The 24,525-nt window shown below is 30.7% G+C and carries 14 protein-coding genes; 7 read left to right on the top strand and 7 right to left on the bottom strand.

All coding sequences use genetic code 11. The annotated features are described in order from the left end of the window. Positions 1–3: 3 nt before the first annotated feature. A complete protein-coding gene (locus tag CLV86_RS05835) occupies positions 4–1,776 on the top strand; it encodes a 1-deoxy-D-xylulose-5-phosphate synthase (RefSeq protein WP_121050712.1) in 1,773 nt (590 codons plus the stop codon). 40 nt (positions 1,777–1,816) lie between these two features. Here the strand turns inward: CLV86_RS05835 and CLV86_RS05830 are convergent, their stop codons facing one another. The 3 genes from CLV86_RS05830 to CLV86_RS05820 are packed head-to-tail and all read right to left on the bottom strand — an operon-like array spanning position 1,817 to position 7,913. Then, on the bottom strand, positions 1,817–2,524 hold the full coding sequence (locus CLV86_RS05830) for a hypothetical protein (RefSeq protein WP_121050709.1): 708 nt from the start codon (positions 2,522–2,524) through the stop codon (positions 1,817–1,819). A 5-nt stretch (positions 2,525–2,529) separates the two neighbouring features. After that, the gene (locus CLV86_RS05825; RefSeq protein ID WP_121050706.1) at positions 2,530–6,555 is read right to left on the bottom strand and encodes a thrombospondin type 3 repeat-containing protein; all 4,026 of its coding nucleotides are present in this window, start codon (positions 6,553–6,555) and stop codon (positions 2,530–2,532) included. A gap of 17 nt (positions 6,556–6,572) precedes the next feature. Next, positions 6,573–7,913 carry a deoxyguanosinetriphosphate triphosphohydrolase gene (locus CLV86_RS05820; RefSeq protein ID WP_121050702.1) on the bottom strand — a complete coding sequence of 447 codons (1,341 nt, stop codon included), beginning with the start codon at positions 7,911–7,913 and terminating at the stop codon, positions 6,573–6,575. 198 nt (positions 7,914–8,111) lie between these two features. Between CLV86_RS05820 and CLV86_RS05815 the strand changes: the two genes are divergently transcribed. Together CLV86_RS05815 and CLV86_RS05810 are read left to right on the top strand one after the other, a co-directional pair. Next, entirely contained in the window at positions 8,112–9,389 is a 1,278-nt protein-coding gene (locus CLV86_RS05815) for a hypothetical protein (RefSeq protein WP_121050699.1), read from the top strand. An 81-nt stretch (positions 9,390–9,470) separates the two neighbouring features. After that, positions 9,471–12,326 carry a TonB-dependent receptor gene (locus CLV86_RS05810; RefSeq protein ID WP_121050696.1) on the top strand — a complete coding sequence of 952 codons (2,856 nt, stop codon included), beginning with the start codon at positions 9,471–9,473 and terminating at the stop codon, positions 12,324–12,326. Between the two features lie 73 nt (positions 12,327–12,399). Here CLV86_RS05810 and CLV86_RS05805 read toward each other — a convergent pair whose 3' ends face one another. Further along, positions 12,400–12,753, bottom strand: coding sequence for a toxin-antitoxin system YwqK family antitoxin (locus tag CLV86_RS05805; protein WP_076731861.1), 354 nt, complete (start codon positions 12,751–12,753; stop codon positions 12,400–12,402). A gap of 291 nt (positions 12,754–13,044) precedes the next feature. Here CLV86_RS05805 and CLV86_RS05800 point away from each other — a divergent pair, with 291 nt between their 5' ends. Both CLV86_RS05800 and CLV86_RS05795 read left to right on the top strand, forming a co-directional pair. Next, entirely contained in the window at positions 13,045–15,339 is a 2,295-nt protein-coding gene (locus tag CLV86_RS05800; protein ID WP_121050693.1) for an inorganic phosphate transporter, read from the top strand. Between the two features lie 144 nt (positions 15,340–15,483). Next, positions 15,484–16,338: an OmpA/MotB family protein gene (locus tag CLV86_RS05795; RefSeq protein ID WP_121050690.1), complete on the top strand. Its 855-nt coding sequence runs from the start codon at positions 15,484–15,486 to the stop codon at positions 16,336–16,338. 76 nt (positions 16,339–16,414) lie between these two features. Here the strand turns inward: CLV86_RS05795 and CLV86_RS05790 are convergent, their stop codons facing one another. The 3 genes from CLV86_RS05790 to CLV86_RS05780 all read right to left on the bottom strand — a co-directional run bounded on the left by CLV86_RS05790 (position 16,415) and on the right by CLV86_RS05780 (position 20,948). Then, a complete protein-coding gene (locus tag CLV86_RS05790) occupies positions 16,415–17,368 on the bottom strand; it encodes a hypothetical protein (protein WP_121050687.1) in 954 nt (317 codons plus the stop codon). Positions 17,369–17,878: 510 nt separating this feature from the next. Continuing rightward, positions 17,879–19,672, bottom strand: a complete 1,794-nt coding sequence (locus CLV86_RS05785; protein ID WP_121050684.1) for a ribonucleoside-diphosphate reductase subunit alpha — start codon at positions 19,670–19,672, stop codon at positions 17,879–17,881. Position 19,673: 1 nt separating this feature from the next. Continuing rightward, complete coding sequence (locus CLV86_RS05780) at positions 19,674–20,948, bottom strand: ribonucleotide-diphosphate reductase subunit beta (RefSeq protein WP_076731857.1); 1,275 nt, start codon at positions 20,946–20,948, stop codon at positions 19,674–19,676. 867 nt (positions 20,949–21,815) lie between these two features. On the opposite strand from CLV86_RS05780, the gene CLV86_RS05775 reads away from it, so the two are divergent. Both CLV86_RS05775 and CLV86_RS05770 read left to right on the top strand, forming a co-directional pair. Continuing rightward, positions 21,816–22,550, top strand: coding sequence for a LytR/AlgR family response regulator transcription factor (locus tag CLV86_RS05775; RefSeq protein WP_121050681.1), 735 nt, complete (start codon positions 21,816–21,818; stop codon positions 22,548–22,550). A gap of 5 nt (positions 22,551–22,555) precedes the next feature. Beyond that, positions 22,556–24,523, top strand: a complete 1,968-nt coding sequence (locus tag CLV86_RS05770; protein ID WP_121050678.1) for a tetratricopeptide repeat-containing sensor histidine kinase — start codon at positions 22,556–22,558, stop codon at positions 24,521–24,523. Positions 24,524–24,525: the final 2 nt, after the last annotated feature.

Raw genomic sequence — 24,525 nt, 5'->3', positions numbered from 1 at the left:
CAAATGCAAAATCAACTTTTAAATACTATTAATTCTATAGCTTCTTTAAAGAAGTTAAACCAAAAAGAACTAAGTATTTTAACTTTAGAACTTCGGGAATTCATTATCGAAGCAGTTGCTGCTAAAGCTGGCCACTTAGGTGCTAGTTTAGGTGTTGTAGAGTTAACTATTGCCTTGCATTATGTATTTAACACTCCTAAAGATGAATTAATTTGGGATGTAGGGCACCAAGCATATGGACATAAAATTTTAACTGGCAGAAAAAACCAGTTTCATACTAATAGACAAAAAAATGGCATTAGTGGTTTTCCTAAGCGTACCGAAAGTGTGTTTGATAGTTTTGGCGTAGGCCACTCTTCTACTTCTATTTCTGCAGCTTTAGGTATGGCTATTGCCTCTAAACTAAAAGGCGATTTAAAGAAGCAACATATTGCTATTATTGGAGATGCATCTATTGCTAGCGGCATGGCTTTTGAAGGCTTAAATCATGCTGGTGTTACAGATTGTAATTTATTAGTTATACTAAATGATAATGCCATAGGTATTGACCCAAGTGTTGGAGCACTTAAGCAATATTTAACAAATGTTAAAAAAGGCACTCAAAAACAAGATAACATTTTTGAAGCTTTAAATTTTAATTATTCTGGTCCCATTGATGGGCACAACTTATCTCTTTTAATTTCTGAACTTGAACGTCTAAAAACTATAAAAGGCCCAAAATTTTTACATGTTATAACCACTAAAGGTAAAGGTTTAAGGCAAGCTGAAGAAAATCAAGTTGTATATCATGCTCCCGGAAGATTTGATGCTAAAACAGGTGATTTATATAGCAAAGAAATAACTGTACAACCTCCTAAATTTCAAGACGTTTTTGGGCAGACTATTGTAGAATTAGCTAAGCAAAATAATAAAATTGTAGGTATAACACCTGCAATGCCCACTGGTAGTTCTTTAAAATTTATGATGGATGAAATTCCAGAGCGTGCTTTTGATGTTGGTATTGCAGAACAACATGCTGTTACACTTGCTGCTGGAATGGCTACACAAAATTTGATTCCGTTTTGTAATGTATATTCAACTTTTTTACAACGTGCTTACGATCAAGTCATTCATGATGTTGCAATACAAAATTTACCTGTAGTTTTTTGTTTAGATCGGGCTGGTTTAGTTGGCGAGGATGGAGCAACACATCATGGTGTTTTTGATTTAGCTTATTTAAGATGTATTCCAAATCTTCACATTTTTGCGCCTAGAAATGAAATAGAATTACGAAACATTATGTACACGGCACAGTTAGGGTTACAGCATCCTATTGCTATTCGTTATCCTAGAGGTCGCGGCAGTATTATTGATTGGAAACAACCATTTACTAAAATTAATATTGGTAAAGGCACCTGTATTAAATTAGGAACTAAAACAGCTATCCTTTCTATTGGAAGTATTGCTAATAATATAACTAAAGCACTAGAATTATTAGAAAACAGCTCGTCTTTTTCTCACTATGATATGCGTTTTGTTAAGCCTTTAGATAAAAACTTACTTCATTCTATATTTAAAAAATATAATACTATTATTACCATTGAAGACGGCTGTATAAAAGGAGGATTTGGAAGTTCTATTTTAGAATTCGCTTCAGAAGAAAATTACGATAATAAGGTATATGTTAAAGGAGTTCCAGATAATTTTATAGAACATGGTACAATTTTAGAGTTACAAAAATCTATAGAATTAGATCCTAAAAGCTTAAGTGTTTTTTTTAAAAAAATGGCAGGCTAAAAATTATAGCCTGCCAAATATTTTTAATTTATATAGTCTTTTAATTTGTACTAAAAGACCATTCTTGACCTATTGTTTTTACACCATTTCCATCTTTAGTATCTACTCTCCAAAAGTAAGTAGTAGCTGCTACGGTTGTAACATTAAATGTAGAAGTTGACACATCTGTTTGTGTTATAGATGGATTTGTTGTTTCTCCAAAATATAAATCGTACGTTAACGTATCGGTAGTATCAACATCACTTCCAGTCCAATCTAAAGTAACGGTTCCAGCGTCTATAGAGGCTTCCAACTCTGGAGCATTTAAAGAAGCTGCAAATGGAGCATAATTAGACTGCCCTTCACTTTCTGTATAAAAAGCATAAGTAGGAGATGCCGTAGCTTCATCTTGATTATCAAAAGCTATTACATTCCAATAATAAGCAATACCTGGCTGTAATGATACAGTTTGATTTGTACTAGTCGTTGTTAATTGCTCTACAATATTTGTTTGATTTCTATCTAATGCTATAGTTAATCTATAATTTATAGTATCTCCGTCGGCATCTGTTGCTGCAGCCCATTGAAAATTAACATTGCTGTCTATACAAAGTAAATCTGCCGTAGGATAATTTAGAGTATTTACTGCTGTAGGAGCTGTATTAGGAATTGGTGTTGGCAATACAACACCAGCGCCATCATCGCTACTACTACAAGATGTAATTATAACAAAAAGTACAATCGGTAATAATTTTATTTTCTTAATCATATCCTTTATTTTTTAATTATTTTAATAACTTCTTTAGTTTCTAAATTCAGATTAATAAAATACATTCCTGAATTTAAGTTAGCAAAAGGAATCTCTATGAAATTAGATTTATTAATTTTATAGCTATTATTTAAAACCAACTTACCGTTTACATTAAAAACCTGAACATTAATTTCTGATTGATTTATAGTATTTGGTAATGTTATTTTAAGATCATTAATTACAGGATTTGGGCTAGCAACAATATCTAAAACATGCTCTATTTTTGTTTTAAATGTCCCTTCACAAGCTTTAGCCGTTTTAATTTCTAAGTCTCCAGTTCCTAATATCTCGATATCGAATATTGGATTACTTGTTATTTTAATAACTTCGTTTTTAAACAATACTGTGTATGGTGCTGTACCTCTACTTACATCTACATTTATAACATTAGAATCTAACGTATTATTTACTATTTCTAATTCAATAACCTCTGCTGCCTCAATATTAATTTCAAAACACTGTTCGTAATCAACACCTACCTCATCTACAGAAACACAAACAGAATAAGTTCCTACTGGAAGCTCTGAAAAAGTATAACTATTAGCAGTAAAAGATTGTGTTAGACTTAATCCATTACCAACTAAAGTTGCAATATAACTAACATAAGTTTCGTTTACATTAACTACAACTTTACCATTGTTTTCACCAACACATGTTTCTGATATTATTTCTAAAGAAATATTATCTGGGTTTGTGTAACTAGTATCACATACATCTCCTATTCCGTTACCATTTGTATCGGTTTGATTTGTATTAGGAATGTTTACGCAGTTATCAACATCGTCAAAAATAGTATCGTTATCTGTGTCTTGACATGCATCACCAACACCATCTCCATCTGTGTCTGCTTGGTCTGGATTAGCAATTGTTGGACAATTATCGTTAATATCTATAACTCCATCTTGATCTGTATCTTGACATGCATCACCGATTCCATTTCCATCTGTATCTAACTGATCTGCATTTGCTGTATTTAAACAATTATCTACACCATTTAACACACCATCACCATCCTCGTCTCCATTAGCATCTAATGTAAATTGTCCAGAAAAAACTCCTCTACCATAAGTTGCCGCAAATACCATATTGTCATCTCTTAAATCTAAATCTAAAACTTTTACATTAGACATGCCATTAAAAGCCTGACTCCATGTTGGATTAGCATCAGAGAAATTATTTGTAAACCAAACGCCTAATTCTGTTCCAATAATTACTTCGTTTAAACTTAATGGATTTTGAAGAATTGTTTTAACCGGCATATCTGGCAAATCTCCTTCTTTTGCTTGCCATGAAGCTCCTCCATTATTTGTATACCAAATACTTTGCACACCATAATTATGTACAGTTACAAAAATTTCGTTTTCAGATTGACCAAATTCTATGTCTGAAATACTACCCACTATTACATTGTTTAATTCTATTTCGGTGAAAACTGGGTTAGATTCATTTGCATTTTCTATTTTAAATACATCGCCTAAAATTGTTCCAACTAAAAGTGTTGACGAATCTGTTGTATAAGGAGAAACCGTTAAAGCTGTTGGCGCAGAATCCATTTCTGCATTTGTTAAGTTTGTTGCCGAAACTGTTGATTGAGATTTTATACCAGAATAGCGTCTTATTATACTATTACCATTTGCAGAATAATTAGAATATAAAATATCTAAATTGGAATCTAAAGCTTGTGGGTTTACAAAAGACCCATTACTTTCATTTTCACTATTAATGGTTATGCTAGCATTTGTATCTAAATTATAAAGATTAATACCAATATTATATACAAAGTTTCTTATTACGTATCTATCTGTTCCATCTTGATCGAAAAACGTATGTGCTCCATCTCCTCCATAAATTTCGGTTGCTGCATCTGGTTGATTTGGGTTTGCATTTGCAAATAATTGCGTTCCATTATCCTGCAATCCTCCAGCAAAATAATCTCCAGTAAAAGCTGTAGTTGGTCCAACTCCTACGGTATAGAATTGCGCTGTATTAAATTCGTTATTTCTAGAACTGGATGTTGTACCGGCATCTGAAGAAAAATACACACCTCCATCATTACCAAAAGCTACTATAGATGATGAGCCATTTGCAAAAGACATTGCGTGTTGATCGGCATGAACAAGAGGTATATTTAATGCTGAAAGATTATTATTATTAGACCATTTAGATATTTGTGCCCAGCTTATTCCTGCATTTGCCGATTTAAACAAATCTATTCCTCCAGTAAATATAACATTATCATTATTAGGATCTACTTCTAACATTAAATTATAAAAGGCTTGACTTCTAGTAAAGTCGTTAGCGTCTATTCCTGTATCTGCATCATTAGGCAATGTTAAATTTGAGCTTGTAGAAAAACCGTTTTCAGTTTTTTCCATAATTACAGGACTTGCATCAGTGCTTCCTTGAGCTAAAACAAAAACTTTTTCTGAGTTAGTAGAAGATACTGCTATTTGAGTTCTAATAGCATTTGGTACTGTTCTCTCTAATGTAAAACTTGAGCCATCTGCCGAACGAAATATTTTTCCTCCACCATTATTAAAAACAGTACTATTTGTTGTTGAAACCCATACATTATTATCTGCTCCTATTTCTATATCATTAGGACAATGTTTATTCCCTTCTGCAGTTAAAGGCAAAGCTATTTCTGTCCAGTTTATTCCATTATCTACAGATTTATATAAGCCAAATTCTGTACCTGTTAAATAATTTGGAACGTTAGCTTCTCCATAAAAACTATCTCCAGCAGCGACATAAACTTCTGAAACGCCAGCATTATCTCTAACTTTAACATCATTTATAAATTGTATTCCAGGAACCAAGAGACCGTTAAACTCTCCCATTTGTGGATTTAAAGAACCTGTAACAACACCAGCATTAACTGCAGCTTCAATAATATCTCCGTCTGTTTGAGAGATTATAACCGCAGGAATTGTTATAGTATTATCATCTCCAGACATGTTTATTAATGGTTCATCGACATTATTCATTATAATTACTCCTATAGCTCCAGCATTTTGTGCTGCTTTTACTTTTTCTATAAATGTACAAGTACCTCTACGTATTAAAGCTATTTTTCCAGTCATGTCAATGGTTGAAGGTCCACAACCTTCTAAAGCATTTGTAGAAGTTTCTCCATTAGTACCCGTAAAAGGAACTGTTCCATTAGCTAAAATTAACTCTGCAGAAATAACAGAAGTAATTTCTGGACCAAAAAAACTTGTAGGATTAGACAAATAATCGCCTGCTATTCCACTTGGTGCATTAATAGTTATATTATTAACAATTGCCTCTTGTGTACTCGGTCCAGAAATACCACCTAGAACTTTTGCCCAAGTATCGCCTCCATCTATAGACTTCCAAAGACCATCACCATTAACATCTCCTCCAACATAAGACTCTCCTGTTCCAACATAAAAAATATTTGTATTGTTAGGATCGTAAGTAATACAGCTTACTGCTAAATTTTCTGGAATATCCACTCTTGTCCAAGCTGTATTTGGATCGGATATTTTAGTATTTTTCCATAAACCACCGCTTACACCTCCCGCAAAAAGTGTTTCATTAGTTGTATCATTAGGATCAAACATAATAGCTCTTGTTCTTCCTCCAACGTTATTTGGACCTCTTTCTATCCAACTATTGTCTATTGCATCACCAGGAACTCTAGCAGAAGCTAAAAAGGCTTCTCTTTTTGCAATTTGGTTTTCTTTTATTTGTTTTAAATTTTCAAAGGTTGGCCTTCCTAAAATAGGATTCATTGTTAGCTCCCACTCTTGCTCATAAAATTTATTTGGCGGTAATCCTGCTGCCTTTCTTTCAGGTTTTGTAAGTTTCATTACCACTTTAAAAGGACTGTTTTCTAGATTTTTTTTGTGAGTTTTTTTAACAAGATTGTTTTCTTTATAATCTTGATTTTTAACATTATTTAATGTAAAAAATGCAACTAAAACTAAAACGCAAGATGTTAAAATAATAATTTTCTTTTTCATAGTATATTTCTTAATTTCTAAAAACTAAATCCTTTTATTTTTTTATATTGAATAATTGCCTGACTATCACTCAGTAAAGATATATAATGACAAACACTTAATAATCTCTCGTATAAATTTTTATGATCTGTTTTTATAGTCTTTGGCAACCCTTTTAAAATAAGTTTATCGTAGTTTGAAGCTGTGTTATTAAAACAATTATTTACTGCAACAGTATAAGTTTCTAACAATGTATTTAGCACACCATAACCAGCAATTTCTTTATCTACAACTTCTGTAGATTGGTATATTTTTTCGACACTTAGTTTTATTATATCATTAATTTGTGCTTCGTATTTACTTTTATCTAATAATGCCTCGCTAAAAGTTCCTGCTAATATTGCCTCTTCGTTTTTCATGAACATTTCAATAGCTTCGTCTATTAAAGCTCCAATTGCTAATGCTCTTAAATAGCTTATACGGTCTTCAGTATTAGATAGAGAATGGTATTTTTCTGTTTTAATTTTATCTCTAACTAAATTTATTAAATACTCTAACGCGAATGCTTCTGGAATTAAACCTAAATTAATACCATCTTCAAAATCTATTATTGTATAGCAAATATCATCGGCAGCTTCTACCAAAAAAGCAAGAGGATGACGCGCAAAACTAATATTTGTATCGCTTCTTTTTTCTAAACCTAACTCTTTTGCAACGTCTAAAAAAGCTTCTTTTTCATTTTGAAAAAAACCATATTTTTTATCTGCAATATGTTTGCTTGGTTTTTTAGGAAGTGATTCTTTTGGATATTTAGTAAAAGCACCCAAAGTTGCATAACTTAATCTTAAACCTCCTTCTCTACCAACTCTACTTTGTGTAACAATTTTAAAACCATTTGCATTTCCTTCAAAATCACACAAGTCTTGATATTCTTTTTCGTTTAAATTTTCTTTATGAATCTTTCCTTTTCCAGATCTAAAAAATTCTCCAATAGCTTTTTCTCCAGAGTGACCAAATGGTGGATTTCCTATGTCATGTGCTAAAGCTGCTGCTGCAACAATAGCTCCAAAATCATGTGCTTGGTAACCATGAATATTTTGTAAATGTGGATGTTTTTCTAAAAGTTTTTGTCCAACACGCCTTCCTAAAGAACGTCCAACAACACTAACCTCTAAGCTATGGGTTAAACGTGTGTGAACAAAATCGGTTTTAGATAATGGTATAACTTGAGTTTTATCTTGAAGGCTTCTAAATTCTGACGAAAAGATAATACGATCATAATCTACTTCGAAACCTAAGCGTGTCTCATCTTGTTCTTTTCGCAACCTTTTATTAGTATCTCCAAAACGTTTTAACGAAAGTAATTGCTCCCAATTCATAATATATTATTAAGTGTCTGCAAGATATACAAACTCATGTTAATTTAATGTTTCCTCTTTAAAAAATTAGTAACCTTTATATAACATTAATCTAACCTTTTAATTATGTACCTGTAACCTTTTCTTAACCTAAACTTTTGAAGTTGTTTGTTTCTTTGCATCGAAAATCAAAAACTAAAACTATAAACAAACAATACAATGAAAAATCTATTATTATCTGCTTTAGCAATTAGCGCATTAGCCTTAACTGGATGTATTCAAGATGACGACACGCCTATTATTGTAGAAGAAACAACTATAATAAATAATAACAACTCTGGATCTGAAGGTAATGCAGATTGTATTACAAAAACAGGAGGAATTGCCTTAGACGAAACTTGGACAGCAGACAATTGCTATATATTAGATAGAAAAGTTGTTGTACAAGAAGGAGTAACTTTAACTATAGAGCCTGGAACAATAATTAAAGGAACAGCTGGTACAGGATCTTTATCTTCTGCTTTAATTGTTGCTAGAGGAGGAAAACTTATTGCAGAAGGTACTGCTACACAACCAATTATTTTCACTTCAGTATCAGATAATATTGAAATTGGTTCTACTTCTGGAACTAATTTAAATGAAAATAACATTGGTCTTTGGGGAGGTGTTATTGTATTAGGTAGAGCTTCTGGTTCTTTTGCTGGTAACGTTACAGAAAGACAAATAGAAGGAATTCCTGCAAGTGATTCTTTTGGATTATATGGTCCTGGAGATAGTCCTGCAGTTGATGATGATAACTCTGGAATTTTAAAATATGTTTCTATCCGTCATGGAGGTTCTTTATTAGGAGCAGAAAACGAAATCAACGGTTTAACTCTTGGTTCTGTAGGATCTGGAACAACTATTGACAATGTAGAAGTTATTGGAAATAAAGATGACGGAATCGAATTTTTTGGAGGAACAGTAAACGCTTCTAACTTATTAGTTTGGGCTGTTGGAGATGATGCTCTTGATGTTGATGAAGCTTACTCTGGAACTATTGACAACGCAGTTGTTGTATTAGGTGCTAACTCTGATCATGGATTAGAAATTGATGGACCTGAAGGAACATTAAATGGAGCTTGTACAATAAACAACTTAACAATGATTGGTAACGGTGATGTAGGATCTGAATATGCTGATTATAGAAGTAATGCTCAAGCATCAACAAACAATGTTTATGCTTATGGTTTTGGACCATCTGCAGATGTTGAATTAGATAACGATGGTGTAGCAACTAACTACAACAATGGTTTAGTATCGTTTAGCAACTGGCAAGTGGTATTACCAACAGGTGTTAATGCTGCTGGAGATATATTTGTAAATAATGGATCTGTAGCTACTCCTGGATATGGAACTGAAGCTACAGCTGTTGCTCAAGGTTCTCAAACTACCGGAGCTAACACAGCTAACCTTAGCTGGACTTATGCTAATACAGCAGGTGGATTAGGATTCTAATAAAAACCTATAATCAAAAATACTGCTCATAACCTACTAAGTATGGGTATGAGCAGTATTTTTTTAAAATATATTTCAAAAATGAAAAATATAAAAAACATACTTTCTCTTTTTTTATTTCTTATAACAGCTGTCGCTTTTTCTCAATCTGGACAAGTAGCTGGAAAAGTAATGGATGGAGAATTTAATGATGTTTTGCCTTTTGCAAATATTTTGGTAAAAGGAACTGCTAATGGAACCACTTCAGATTTTGATGGTAAATACAATCTAGATCTTGAAGTTGGAACCTACACTATAGTTTTTTCTTTTGTTGGTTATCAAACCCAAGAAATTACTGATGTAAAAGTTACTAGTAACAACGTTACAGATTTAGAAGTAACATTAAATCCTTCTGAAAACGCATTAGAAGAAGTTGTATTAACTGCATCTTCAAAACGTAATACAGAAGCGGCTGTTTTAAGTCTTCAAAAAAAATCTGTTGTTATGTTAGACGGTCTTTCATCTCAAGGCATTAAAAAAACTGGAGCTGGAGATATAGCAGCTGCTGTTAAAAGTGTACCTGGAGTTTCTGTACAAGGAGGAAAATATGTCTATGTTCGTGGATTAGGAGACCGTTATACAAAATCTATATTAAACGGTGTTGATATTCCTGGTTTAGATCCAGATAGAAATACAATACCAATGGATATTTTTCCAACAAATATTATTGATAATGTTATTGTATTAAAATCTGCTTCTGCAGAATATCCAGCAGATTTTACTGGTGGTATTGTAAATATAGTTACTAAAGATTTTCCTACTAAAGCAGAATATTCTGTTTCTGTTGGAACTGCATATAATCCAGATATGCACCTAAAAGACAATTATCTAACTTACGAAGGAAGTAAAACAGACTTTTTAGGTTTTGATAACGGAAAAAGAAACCGTAAAATAAATAGATACCAGCCTATTCCTGGTACTTTTGATAACAAAATCTTGTTAACATCACTTACAAAACGTTTCGACTCTCAATTAGGAGCAGATACAGAAACAAGTAATCCAAATTATAATTTTGGTTTTACATTAGGTAACCAATACGAGGTTAGCGACACTAATAAACTAGGATACCAAGCCTCTTTTTCTTACAAAAACAACACTACGTTTTACGAAGATAGAGAAGACGGTACTTACATTAAAAACCGTTTCGATCCTTCTGTAAACGAGTTAGGTTTAGATAGATCTGTTAAGGGATCTTCTGGGCATAACGAAGTTACAATGAACGGACTTTTAGGTTTAACTTTTAAAACACAAAACTCTAAGTTTAAGTTAACAGGTTTACACATTCAAAATGGAGAATCTTCTGCTGGTGTTTACGATTTAAAAGTTAGTGAGGATAATGCAGGTGGAGCATTTATTACAGGTACTGGAGATGAGCTATTATATACACAACGCTCTATTACTAATTTCTCTTTTGTTGGAGACCATATATTAGATGCTAATTCTGGATGGAATATGGACTGGGTATTTTCTCCTTCATTTACATCTGTACAAGATAAAGACCATAGAGTAACACCATTAAGAATTGTTGATGTTGGTGCAGACATTCAATATCAAATAGATCCTAGTGCTATTGGTAACCCTACACGTATTTGGAGAAACCTTTCTGAAGAAAGTTGGGTAGCAAATGCTAAAGCCGAGAAAAAATACGAACTGTTTAGTAAACCAGCTAAATTAAAATTTGGTGGTGGTTACACATTTAAATATCGTGATTTTAACTCAGATCAATATATATTTGAAACAACATCTCCTATTGTAGAAAATGGAGACGTAAATACTTTATTAACCGAAGAGAACATTTGGACTCCATCTACTGGAGAAGGAACATACTTAGATGTTAATAATATTTTTCAACCTAAAAACTCTTATGAAGGAGAATATAACGTAGCCTCTATGTTTATTTCTAATGAGTTTAATGCTACAGAAGCTCTTAAAGTAATTTTAGGATTAAGAACTGAGCAATTTAATTTATATTATACTGGAATTGTAGATGAGGAAGCTGTAACTGGTTTAAAAACTATAGATGAATTTGATTTTTTCCCATCTGCAAATTTAATTTATGCACTTTCAGAGCAATCTAATTTAAGAACATCTTACTCACGTACAACTGCAAGACCCTCTTTTAAAGAAGCATCTACTGCAGAAATTTTTGATCCTATTACTAATAGATTTTTTATTGGTGGTTTAGATAACAAAACTTTCGATCCTATTGTACCAACTTACATTAACAACTTTGATGTTAGGTATGAGTTATTTAGAGAAAAAGGTCAAATGTTTGCGATTAGTGGTTTTTACAAAAGCTTTACAGATCCTATAGAATTAACTTTCTTTCCACAAGATCCAAGCCAACTTACTGTTGCTAATTTAGGTGATGCAGAAGTTATTGGTGGTGAAATTGAATTTAGACAGAATTTAGGATTCATTTCTAATGGTTTCGAAAATTTTAAATTTAATGCAAATGTTTCGGTAATTAGTTCTAAATCACAAATGACTGAGCAAGAATATAACCGTAGACTTGGTAATGCTAGAACTGGAGAAACTATAGACGATACTCGTGATTTACAAGGTCAATCTCCATACCTTATTAACGCTGGATTAGATTATAACAATAGCGACAAAGGTTTTAGAGCTGGCTTATTTTACAATGTTCAAGGAAGCACTTTAGAAGTTGTTGGTACAGGAGATATACCAGATGTTTACACAAAACCTTTTAACAGCTTTAACTTTACATTAAACAAAACGTTTGGTAAAGATGGAAGGTCTGCAATAGATTTTAAAGTAAATAATATTTTAGGAGACGAAAGAGAAAGCCTTTACGAATCCTTTGGTGCAGAAGATCAGATTTTTTCTTTAAGAAATCCTGGAAGAGAATTATCTTTAAGTTATAGTTATAAGTTTTAAACACTTATAGATTTTATAATAAAAAAGCTCCAAGAATATTCTTGGAGCTTTTTTTAATTGTATAAGTTATAACTTAATCACGTATAGCAACTGTAGATTTATTTTCCCACTCGCTTACACTTGCAATATTATTATTTAAATAATCTACTTCTTTTAATGTTTCTTTATTCCAAAAAAACCATTTTCCAACTTTAATGCCATTATCATATTTTCCAACTGCTACTTTGTTACCTTCGGCATCAAAACTTGTCCAAGTTCCTTCAAGTTTATTGTCTTTATTAAAAAAACCTGTTTGTGCAACTTCTCCATTATCATGGTAAAAAGTAGCTTCAGTTTGATTACCTTTTTTTTCAAATTTTGGTTTAACATCTTGCGCAAAAGTAAAACTTACGGCAAACATTAATATAAGTGCTAATATATTTTTCATTTGTTTAAATTTTAAAGTATTAATTAATAATTACTTAACAAATATATATTTAATTTTACATTTAAGCAACATTTACATAACATTAAATTAACATTGGAGCGTATTTTATTGATTATCAGCATTTTAAATTTATTCGCTTTAATTAAATAGAGTTATTCATCAGTTAATATCATATTTATAAAGGCTATATAGCACTATTTATTTCTACAAAAAAGGAATAGAACATAACATTAAATTAACATAGCATTCAATTTAAAATGTGAAATTTGTTTAAAAAATTGAAGACAATTAATGGATAATTTATACTTATTTATAGTTATAGCTTTGGCCCTTTTAGCTATTGCAGATTTAGTAGTTGGAGTTAGTAATGACGCTGTTAATTTCTTAAATTCGGCTATAGGTTCTAAAGCTGTTTCCTTTAAAACAATAATGATAGTTGCTAGTGTTGGTGTTGCTGTAGGAGCAATATTTTCTAGCGGATTAATGGAGGTTGCCCGAAAAGGTATATTTAATCCTGGGCAGTTTATGTTTAATGAAATCATGATTATATTTCTAGCAGTCATGATTACAGACATTCTATTGTTAGACTTCTTTAACTCTGTAGGAATGCCTACCTCAACAACTGTTTCTATAGTTTTCGAATTACTTGGTGCATCTGTAGCAATGGCATTACTAAAAGTATATAGTGAAAATGGAGAGTTTTTTGATATTGTTAACTATATAAACACTTCAAAAGCCACAGAAATTATAATTGGCATCCTACTCTCTGTAATAGTTGCATTTTCAATAGGAGCTTTAATACAATGGGTTTCAAGATTATTACTTTCTTACAATTTTGAACAAAAAGCACATTGGATTGGTGCTGTATTTGGAGGTATAGCTTTAACTTCTATAACTTATTTCATTTTTATAAAAGGAATTAAAGGTACTCCTTTTGCAGATGAAACATACTCTTTCACTGAAGGCTTAACTATAAAAGATTATTTAGAGTCGCATGTTTTAAATATTGTTGTAATAAGTTTACTTTTTTGGTCTATTGTTTCTTATATTTTTACTGCTTTATTAAAAATAAACATCTATAAATTAATTATACTAGTTGGTACATTTGCACTTGCATTAGCCTTTGCAGGAAACGATTTAGTAAACTTTATTGGAGTACCAATTACTGCTTTAAAATCTTACGAAGTTTGGTCTGCTTCTGGTATTGCAGCAGATGCTTTTAGTATGGAATTTTTACGTGGAAAAGTTGAAACACCATGGTATTTATTACTAATTGCAGGAATGATTATGGTAGGTACTTTATGGTTTTCTAGTAAAGCAAAGGATGTTGTTAAAACATCTATAGATTTATCTAGCCAGTCTAGTACTAAAGAGCGTTTTCAACCAAATTTTTTATCTCGATATTTTGTAAGATTTGCAGTTTTAACCTCTCAAGCAACCTCTTATATACTACCAAATTCTTGGCAAAAGGTTATAGAAAAACAATTTACTCAGCCAGAGATACCACTATCTACAAAGGAAGAAGATCGTCCTGCATTCGATCTGGTTCGTGCTGCAGTTAACTTAATGGTTGCTGCTGTACTTATATCTATAGCAACTTCTATGAAATTGCCACTATCAACAACTTATGTAACCTTTATGGTTGCCATGGGAACATCTCTTGCAGATCGTGCTTGGGGAGCAGAAAGTGCTGTGTATCGTGTTGCTGGTGTAATAAATGTAATTGGAGGTTGGTTTTTTACTGCTTTTATTGCTTTTTCTGCCGCAGCAATTATTGCTTTTTTATTGAATTTAAATATTAAAGTAATGTTTCCTATCTTACTATTAACAGCAATTGCGCTATTAGTAAGAAACTATTTTGCACATAACAAAAAAGCTAAAATGTCTAAAGCTGAAGACCAATTGGTTAAAGCCGAAAGTAGCTCTGTTCAAGGTGTTATACATGAAAGTGCAAACAATATTGCTAATGTTGTAAAAAGAGGTAATCGTATTTATACAAATGCTATTGATGGTTTAGCTAAGCAAAATTTAGCGATGCTAAAAAAGAATAAAAAGCAAGTTTCAAAACTTTCTGACGAAGTGGACGATTTGCGCGACAATATATTCTATTTCATAAAAAACTTAGACGATAACAGTGTTATAGCAAGTAATTTTTACATTAATATTCTTGGTCATTTACAAGACATTACGCAATCTCTAGAATACATCTCTAGAGTAAGCCATAAGCATATTAACAACAACCATAAAAAGCTTAAATTTAGCCAGGTAAAAGAGCTAAAGGAAATAGACAAAACTTTAGAATCACTTTTTACCGATACTAAAAAGGCGTTTAACTCTCGTTCGTTTGAAGAAATTGGAAGTATTATAGACCGTAAGAATGAATTTTTTGGTTTAGTTAAAGACAAAATCTCGATGCAAGTTTCTAGAACTAGAACAGAAGAATCTAGTCCAAAAAACACTACATTATACTTTAGTTTATTATTGGAGACTAAAGATCTATTAACTGCAACAATGAATCTTTTAGAAGAGTATCACGATGCACACGATAGTTCTGTTCCTCCAGCAAGATTAAGCGAAGAAGAATAGAATAAACATAAATAACTATACAAAAAACCTCGAATATTCGAGGTTTTTGCATTTAAACGTTAAAATAATTATAAAACACTAAAGTGAAAAGTCCATATAAATTGTTTCCTCGTATTTGTTATTAGTTAAACTTAAAACTTAAATATGAAAAACATTGCAATTACACTAATCACTTTTATTACATTATCAAGTTGTGTTTCTAAAAAGAAATACGTTGCCTTGGAACAAGAAAAAGGTGAAGTTGTAAACCAACTAACTAAAACACAAGTAGAAAAGGAAGAACTTGAAGCTAAATTTGCTAAAATTGAAGCACGAGTTAGCGAGTATAATTCTAAGATTAACACTCTTACAGACGAAGTAGGAAGCTTAACAGAAGAAAATTACACAAAATTTGATGCAGTAGGTAATAAAGCTGTTGTTTCTGAAGAAGCAAAAGTTGGTATGCGCAAAACCTTAAGTAAAGTTAGCCCAGATGTACTTAAATATTATAATACACTGGAAGACTCTATGAACCTTGCTTTATCATTAAATTTAAAACGTTTTGTTGACACTACAGATTTAGATGAAAGTGATGATATAGCTATAAGCATAGACCAAACTGTTGTTATGATTTCAATTTCTGATAAAATGTTATTTAATAGCGGAAGTTACCGCATTAGCAATAAAGCAGATAAAATTTTACAAAAACTTGCCGATGTTATAAACTCTGAGCCTAGCTTAGATGTAATGATTGAAGGTCATACAGACTCTAGATCTATTAATACTGCTAAGGTTACAGACAATTGGGATTTAAGTGTTTTAAGAGCCACTTCTGTAGTTAGAAAACTACAAAACGACTTTGGTGTAGCTCCAGAAAAACTTATTGCTTCTGGTAGAAGTAGCTACCAACCATTAACCGATAACGATACTAGAGAAGGACGTTCAAGAAACCGTAGAACACGAATTGTTTTACTTCCTAATATCGATAAGTTTTTTGCTATGATGGCATCAGCAGAATAATTACAAACTATTTATAATAATAAAAAAGCACCTTTATAAAGGTGCTTTTTTTTGTAAATGCTTATAAAATCATCTATTAAGCAGCATTGTTGAAATCTAACAAATCATACCCTAATATTTCGTTAATCAACTTTATAGATGTTTTTACCATAGAATCATATGTTGGCTGATCTTCTTCATACATTAATTGACTAGAAACATCTACAATAGCTCTCATGCGACCTCTATCTTTCATGTAAAAAACTTTAGAAGCTCCTTTGTAATTAATCTCGAAAGAAATATCGTCTATTACATAAGTATTCATAAATTGAATTTTTTCGTACTCATTCAATTTAGTAAAAAACAAATTATGTAATTCCTTCTTATAAATAGAATTTTCGGTTTTACTTCTAAACTTAAGTTCTCTAATATCTTTGTCATTACAATTTCTATTCAAATCATTCCATAATGATAATTGCACATCCTTTTTCAGAGTATTCTCTATTAACCTTAATTTTTTAAGCTTACCATTAACAATGAAATTAGATAAATAATTATAATTCAAAGCAGGAGTCATCACAACTCTATAATCCTCATAACCTGATGCATTTAAAAAAGATTGAAAACCTCTTTCGAACGCAACTTTAACTCCGTGATTCGCTTTGTTTTCAAAAACAACATATCCGTACTTTGATTTTTTAGGAATATGACATAAAGAAAACAAGCTTCGACTTTGAAGTTCATCCTTATTAACTTTATAATTTAGACTATTTGTTTCTGCATTTCGGATATAAACCTCATTTCCTGTAAAGGCAGAATCGAAACTAGTAATTAAGGTTCTATCTGTTCTTAAAAAATCTATTTTGGTATTTATTGAAAATGTTCTTTTTTTTCCTTGATTACCATAATATTCTCTTCTATTCTTTCTTAAGGAATGATAATATTGATTGCAAACTTCTAATAAGTCATTTTGTCCATTAAAATTGCTTAACGGCTGTTCTTCTTTGGCTTTATTAACGATTGCCACTCGATAAATAATAAATGTTGCCATTTTTATTATGTTTTTTGGCTCTTAAATACTTTTATTAACAAGAACCTGTTGATAATTAATTCATCTCCTAAACACCATATTTTATTGGTAGAAAGAGATAAATCATTCTAAATGGAAACTATTTATCTTGTCAGTTAGAAACTAATTTTGTTTCTTTGAAGAAGAAAGTAAGAGATTTACATCTCATATTATTTTTACAAAATTAGGGCCTGAATCCAATTATTGTATAAAATATTGACAAGAGGGATATTTCGCGATGTCCCTTTTTCTGTACTTATCTTCAGCTTAAATTGCTATCTATTCATAATTATTGTTTATTCAAATTTACTTTGATGCTTTTGTTTATCAAAATGCATATAACAAACGTTTTCAACAAGTTTTTAACATAAAAAACAATTAAACAACTGATTTTTAAACATTTAACTAGATTTGTTTTTTTTCAGTTAAGACCTTAAAAAACCATCTATATTTCAAGATGGTTTCCTTAAGTTTTTATCTAAACAATACTAATTAACCTTCGCAACTAGTACATTCTTTCTTTTGCTTAAATTTTTGTGCAGCATTCATACTATGTTGGTAGTATAAAGATTTTACACCTAACTTCCACGCATTTATATAAAGCTTATTAATGTCTTTTACCGGCATATCTGGATGTACCATAATATTTAAAGACTGTGCTTGGTCAATATGGTTTTGCCTGTTTGCTGCCTGGTATATAATACTCATCTGGTCTATTTCAGAATACGTTTTAAATACATCTTTTTCATGATCTGTAAGCTCTTCTAAATGTTGTACTGAACCATCGTAATCACGAATACTTTTCCAGATTTCTGTTGTATTTAATCCTTTCTCTTCTAATAAATCTACTAAAAATGGATTTTTAATAGTTGTTTTAATTTTAGCAATATCTTTTACATAACTGTTAGACCAAATTGGCTCAATACCTTGAGATACTTGTCCTAAAATAAATGCAGAAGATGTTGTTGGAGCTACAGCATTTAAAGTTGTGTTACGTCTACCGTAACCTTTTAATACGTCTGGCTCACCAAATAATTTTGCTAACTCTTGGGATGCTTTCTTAGATTTATCTTCAATAGTTTTAAATATTTCGCTATTTAAATTAAATGCTTCTTGGCTGTCGAAAGCAACCATTTTAGATTGTAATAATGAGTGCCATCCTAAAGCTCCCATTCCTAAAGCTCTATTTTCTTTTGCAAAATTATAAGCTTTTTCCATAAACAAGAATGTTTGCTGGTCGTCTCTGCTTGAAGAATCTCTATATACTTCTAATTTTGTAATAAACTCTTCTAAAACAGCATCTAAAAAGTACACCATTGTTTCTACAGCATCTGTATCTTTCCACTTATCGTAGTGCAATAAGTTAATAGAAGATAATACGCAAACAAACGACCATCTATCGTTAGTTGGCAACATAATCTCAGAACATAAATTACTTGCGTAAATTTCATGGTTCTTATCTTTATACACATCTGGTGCAGCATTATTAGCATTATCTTTAAAGAAAATATAAGGGTACCCTATTTCTCCTCTACGTTGTAATACTTTTGCCCAAATAGCTCTTTTCTCTTGGTCACCGTCAATCATCTCTTCCATCCATTTATTACCAACAGTTACACCGTGTGTTAATTCTTGGATTGGATTTCCTTCTGTTCCTATTTCTAAAAACTCGTCAATATCACCATGTTCTATAGGTAAGTAAGGAGAAAAACGACCTCTTCTTACAGAGCCTTGACTTACAACATCTACCATTTTTTCGAACAACTGCATAATATGTACTGCTCCAGAAGATTCTCCATTGTTTTTAACAGGAGCTCCTCTATGGCGTAACTTACCAAAGTAACCAGAAGTACCACCTCCTAGTTTAGACATCATTCCAACCTCAGATTGGGTGTATAAAATGTCTCCCATATCGTCTGATATATGCGAACCAAAACAACTAATTGGCAAACCTCTTCTTTTACCAAAGTTAGACCATACTGGTGATGCTAATGAATAATAGCCTTCTGCCATATACCCATAAAATTTATCTGCAAAACCATCAATTTTTAAAATTGCTTCTGCTCTTTCTGCTATTTCTCTAATACGCTCTTCTGGTGTTGTACCTTCTGTTAGGTAACCTGAAGACAAGAACTTACGACTATTTTCTGTTAACCATTTTATTTCTGGTTGTTTACCAGCTTCTTTAATGGTTTCTTTTCTAGCGTTAATTAATTCTTCGTAATTTGAAGCTTTTGCTTCCTGGCTTACGTTTGCCTCGATGTTTTGTTGTGTTTCGTTTTTCATTTTAAAATAAATCGTCGCTAGTTATACTTTTTGTTCTTTTGCTGTAGTTTATAGATCTTTTCACAAAGAAATCTCCGTGTTTTGTTCCTATAATTTCGTCGTCAAACCATTCGGTTTGTTCAACTAATTTTTCGTCTATTTCGAATACTTTTTCAATACCTATACTTTGTAAAGAATTATTAAAACGATTTTTAATAAATTCATTTATAACAGCTTTAGGTAAGAAATCTAATTCTCCTGCTTCAAAAATCCAGTCTATAATTTTACTTTCAGATTCGAAAGCTTCTTTACATAATTCTTGAACTTGAGCAGCATGAGTCTCATCGAACCAAGTTGGATTTTCGTTTTTAATTATTCTAATAATATCGATTCCAAAATCTCCATGAATTTGCTCTTCTTTAGAAGTCGCTTCTACTACATTTGACACTCCTTTAAGCATATTTTTATGCTTATTAAATGCCATTATTATTAAAAACTGAGAGAATAAAGACACATGTTCTATAAATAATGAGAATAATAAAACAGCTTCTGCGTATTCTTTATTATCATCACTTTTAGAGTTTTTTAAAGCCGTTTCTAAATAATGCACACGGCGCATAATTACAGGCTTTTTCTTTATATTTTTAAACTCGTTATTAAGTCCTAAAATTTCTAACAAATGAGAATATGCATCTTGATGGCGCACTTCACTTTCGGCAAACGTAGCACCTACCGAACCTATTTCTGGTTTTGGCATTTTATTGTAAATCTCTCCCCAAAAATTCTTTACTGCAACTTCTATTTGAGAAATTGCAAGCATTGTATTTTTAATTGCGTTTTGCTCTACAATGGTTAATCTTGTTTTAAAATCTTGAATATCGCTAGTGAAGTTAAACTCTGAATGAATCCAGTAGGAATGCCTAATAGCATCTACATATTCGTTAAGTTCTGGATACTCATAAGGTTTAAGATTTATACGTTTTTCAAAAATATTTGTTTTTCTATTTCTTGCTTGCTCGTCTCTATATAAAATATAGGCTTTTGCAACATCATGAAACGCACTTTCCATTAGTTTTTCTTCTACAAGATCTTGCACTTGCTCTACCGTTGGAATGTATTTATAATCTTTTTCCTTTCTTTCTAAAAGTGTTTGTAAAACATTTACTGAAATAGTATTTGCATCTTCTTTCCCTCCGCTTCCTACAGACAGCATTGCTTTTTCAATAGCATTAGAAATTTTATTTAAAACAAATGGGCTTGTTTCGTAATCTCTTTTAATAATTTGTGTAATCTCCATATTCTTTGATATTAATAGCTAAAGTGACACAAGAATGATTGGCATCATTCAATCTTTAATGGTTAATCCGTAAATTGTTTTAAAATTTCCTTTTTAAAAAAAAGGAATATAATGGTGCGTTATCTTAAAAAAAGTGCATTTTCTATTTCTATATCAACAATAAGATTTGTAGAAATTATACTCTTTTTTTCCTTCAACAAAGATTGAGAATTGTACCATAAAAAGAAAGGGCATTCGGTAAACGTTTTCAACAAGTTTTTAACAAAACGGCACAGCCCTTTGTTTTAGGGTGTTTTTAAGATTTTTTGCTAAAACACTGATTATTAGTGTTTTAAAATTATAATATTTTGTTAACAGCAGTAAAATAAGCATTCTTACTTTTTTTAAAAAAAAGGGTTTTACTCTTAAAAAAAGTAATAAAAAACTAATTGAAATAAAATTGAAGACTAAGATTTTTAGTTTTTAATATTAATAGCTTCCAATTTTAAATCTTTAAATAGAAAAAGACAATTATTAAATTCTAGTTTAAGAATGTTTTTAAAATAAAAAAACCAGGATAAACCTGGTTTTCTATAAGAACTAATAGCATAATTTATTAAAGTGAATCCCTTAACTTTCACTTATATTTAGTTAAATAATTAAAACTAATATTTTATAAAGATAATTTCTAAGCACAACAAAATACATGATAATGTATAATTGGCTTAATATTTTGTATAATTGGTTTGTAACACTATAATTACAATAAAAACAATCGCCTAAAAAGCATTAAATTACACTATTTACACATCTATATTTACCATTTACACATTAAATAAAGACCATGTCTATTTTATGTTTTATATTTATAATATAATTTTTTTTTAAATGCTTACAGCTGTTATTGTAGATGATGAACCAAAAGCCATACAAGGTTTAAGTTGGGAACTCAAGAATTTTAGAGATGAAATAGAAATTGTTAAAACTTTTTCTATACCAGAAGATGCCTTACTTTATTTAAGTAAACACACTCCCGATTGTCTTTTTCTAGATATACAAATGCCAACCATGGATGGTTTTCAGTTTTTAGAACAGCTTAATCAAAAAAATATTGCTGTTGTTTTTACTACAGCTTATGATGAGTATGCTATAAAAGCTCTTAAAAACGAAGCATTAGATTATTTATTAAAACCTATAGATTTTGACGATTTAAAAGAAACCATCTCTAAAATTAAAAAGTTTAGATCCAGGATTGTAAATTCTGATAAAATTGAAGACATACTAATTAATTTTACCAATACAAAAAACAAGAAAAAAATAACCATTAACACAGATGGTAAACTTCTATTTTTAAATATTGAAGATATTCTTTTTGCAGAGTCCGATGGAAACTACAGCACCATATTTTTAAATGATGGGCAAAAGGTTTTAGTAACAAAAAAATTAAAAGAAGTTAATGCACTACTACCTGAAGGAGATTTTTTTAGAATCCACAATTCATACGTAATTAACCTTTCAAAAATTAAAGAATTCCTAAAAACTGATGGTTATGTTATTATGGAATCTAACCATAAAATACCTGTTGCTAGACAAAGGAAATCTAGCTTTTTAGAAAAACTATAATATTAATGATGGTTAAAATTTTTCTTCATAAAAAAAACTACATAACACTACTTCTACTGTTGTGTTTTATTACATTTTCTCATGCACAAAAAGACAAAGTAGATTTTAAAATAATTGCAGATAGTATTATTAAAGTAAACCATAAAAACTATGGAGATTTAGAATATGCTATCTATAAAAACAAATACGACACCACTAAAATGAAAACACTTTTGCAAAAAAGTGTTACCGCAAATTATAAACAAGGTGAAGCATTTGCGAATATTGCTTTAGGTATACAATTCCGAAATAAATCGTTATTTGAAAAAGCAAATCAAGTTTTAAATAACGCTTTAACTACTTCTAGACAAAACAACTTAATAGAATTTGAAATTGTAAGTTTAAATATGCTAGGAGTTGTTGCAAGAAGACAAGACAAAATTAGGCCAGCTCTAGACTACCATCAAGAAGCTTTATCTATTGCAGAGTCTCAAAAAAACAAATCTAAAAGCATACAAAAGAGCATAGCAGTTAGCCATAACAGTATGGGAAACATTTACTTAAGTATAAGACAATACGACCATGCTTTACAAGAATTTAATAAATCTCTTGCTATAGAAATTGCAAATAAAAACAATCTTGGTTTAGCCATAAACCATCATAATATTGGTGCTGTTTACGAAGCTCACAACAAACTTGATTATGCCTTAAACAGTTATTTTAAATCTTTAAAATATAACGAAAAAATAGATTCAGACATTGGTAGAATAATTTGCAATAACAGTATTGGCGCTATCTATGTGAAGCAAAATAAGCCAGAAGCAGCCCTAGCAATAATAGAACCTACAATTGCTTTAGCCGAAGAAAAAGGAGATAAATTCTATATCGCTTCTGCTTACACAACACTTGGTTGGGCACAAAGTCAATTAGGCAAAAATACTTTAGCGAAAAAAAACTTAGAAAAAGGATTAGCCGTTGCAGAAGCATATAATTTAACTTCGGCTATTGCAAATGCCAATAAAGAATTATCCTCTTTAAATGAAAAGCTTGGAAACACAGCTTTAGCTTTAAAACAATATAGAACAGCTGTTAAAGTAGAACAAAGCATCATTAATAAAGAAAATGCACAATACGTTAGCAGTGTTCGTTCGGAATACGAAACCGAAAAGAAAAACGACCAAATAAAGTTTTTAGCAAAACAGAATGAAGTTGCGAATTTAAAATTAGAAGAAAATAGAAACATGGCTATTGCTGCTTTTATTGTAATATTACTATTATCTTTAGGAGCATTTTTTTTAAACAGACACAAGCGTCTAAAACATGAAAAGAAAATTCTTACCTTAGAGCAAGACATGTTAAGAAACCAAATGAATCCTCATTTTATTTTTAACTCTTTAAACTCTATTAAATTATATATTATTAACAACGAAAAGGAAAACGCTGTTTATTACCTTAATAAATTTTCTAAGCTTATTCGTAAAATTTTAATTGCCTCTACCGAAAAAGAAATCTCTTTGTATGAAGAATTAGAAACTATGGATTTGTATATGAATATTGAAAATATTCGATTTTCAAACACAATAAACTACAGCCGCTCTGTAGAAGAAGGTATTGATACAAAAAATATAAAAGTACCTTCTTTAGTATTACAACCTTTTTTAGAAAATGCTTTATGGCACGGTTTATCGTCTAAAAAAGAAGATAAAACTATGACTATTTACATATCAAAAGAGTCTTTAGATTACATTACTATAACTATTACAGATAATGGTATTGGAAGAAAAGCTGCCGCAGAAATTAAAAAGAATAAATTATTAAAAAGAAAATCTGTAGGTATAGAGTTAACCAAGCAACGTTTAGAAAACTTTTCTAAAAATTACACTAATTCATACAAACTATATATAGAAGACTTGCACGAAAATAACATTCCTTCTGGAACTAAAGTTGTTATAAAAATACCAACTAGAGAAATTCATGGTTTAAAAACAGCGTAATA

The sequence above is a fragment of the Lacinutrix venerupis genome (assembly GCF_003663945.1).
Lineage (GTDB): Bacteria > Bacteroidota > Bacteroidia > Flavobacteriales > Flavobacteriaceae > Lacinutrix > Lacinutrix venerupis.
The sequence above is the reverse complement of the archived record's forward strand: the minus strand, read 5'-3'. Positions and strand labels throughout refer to the sequence as shown.

Coding starts and splice junctions, on each gene's coding strand:
- CLV86_RS05835 (WP_121050712.1), top strand. CDS start 4: ATGCAAAATCAACTTTTAAATACTATTAATTCTATAGCTTCTTTAAAG.
- CLV86_RS05830 (WP_121050709.1), bottom strand. CDS start 2,524: ATGATTAAGAAAATAAAATTATTACCGATTGTACTTTTTGTTATAATT.
- CLV86_RS05825 (WP_121050706.1), bottom strand. CDS start 6,555: ATGAAAAAGAAAATTATTATTTTAACATCTTGCGTTTTAGTTTTAGTT.
- CLV86_RS05820 (WP_121050702.1), bottom strand. CDS start 7,913: ATGAATTGGGAGCAATTACTTTCGTTAAAACGTTTTGGAGATACTAAT.
- CLV86_RS05815 (WP_121050699.1), top strand. CDS start 8,112: ATGAAAAATCTATTATTATCTGCTTTAGCAATTAGCGCATTAGCCTTA.
- CLV86_RS05810 (WP_121050696.1), top strand. CDS start 9,471: ATGAAAAATATAAAAAACATACTTTCTCTTTTTTTATTTCTTATAACA.
- CLV86_RS05805 (WP_076731861.1), bottom strand. CDS start 12,753: ATGAAAAATATATTAGCACTTATATTAATGTTTGCCGTAAGTTTTACT.
- CLV86_RS05800 (WP_121050693.1), top strand. CDS start 13,045: ATGGATAATTTATACTTATTTATAGTTATAGCTTTGGCCCTTTTAGCT.
- CLV86_RS05795 (WP_121050690.1), top strand. CDS start 15,484: ATGAAAAACATTGCAATTACACTAATCACTTTTATTACATTATCAAGT.
- CLV86_RS05790 (WP_121050687.1), bottom strand. CDS start 17,368: ATGGCAACATTTATTATTTATCGAGTGGCAATCGTTAATAAAGCCAAA.
- CLV86_RS05785 (WP_121050684.1), bottom strand. CDS start 19,672: ATGAAAAACGAAACACAACAAAACATCGAGGCAAACGTAAGCCAGGAA.
- CLV86_RS05780 (WP_076731857.1), bottom strand. CDS start 20,948: ATGGAGATTACACAAATTATTAAAAGAGATTACGAAACAAGCCCATTT.
- CLV86_RS05775 (WP_121050681.1), top strand. CDS start 21,816: ATGCTTACAGCTGTTATTGTAGATGATGAACCAAAAGCCATACAAGGT.
- CLV86_RS05770 (WP_121050678.1), top strand. CDS start 22,556: ATGATGGTTAAAATTTTTCTTCATAAAAAAAACTACATAACACTACTT.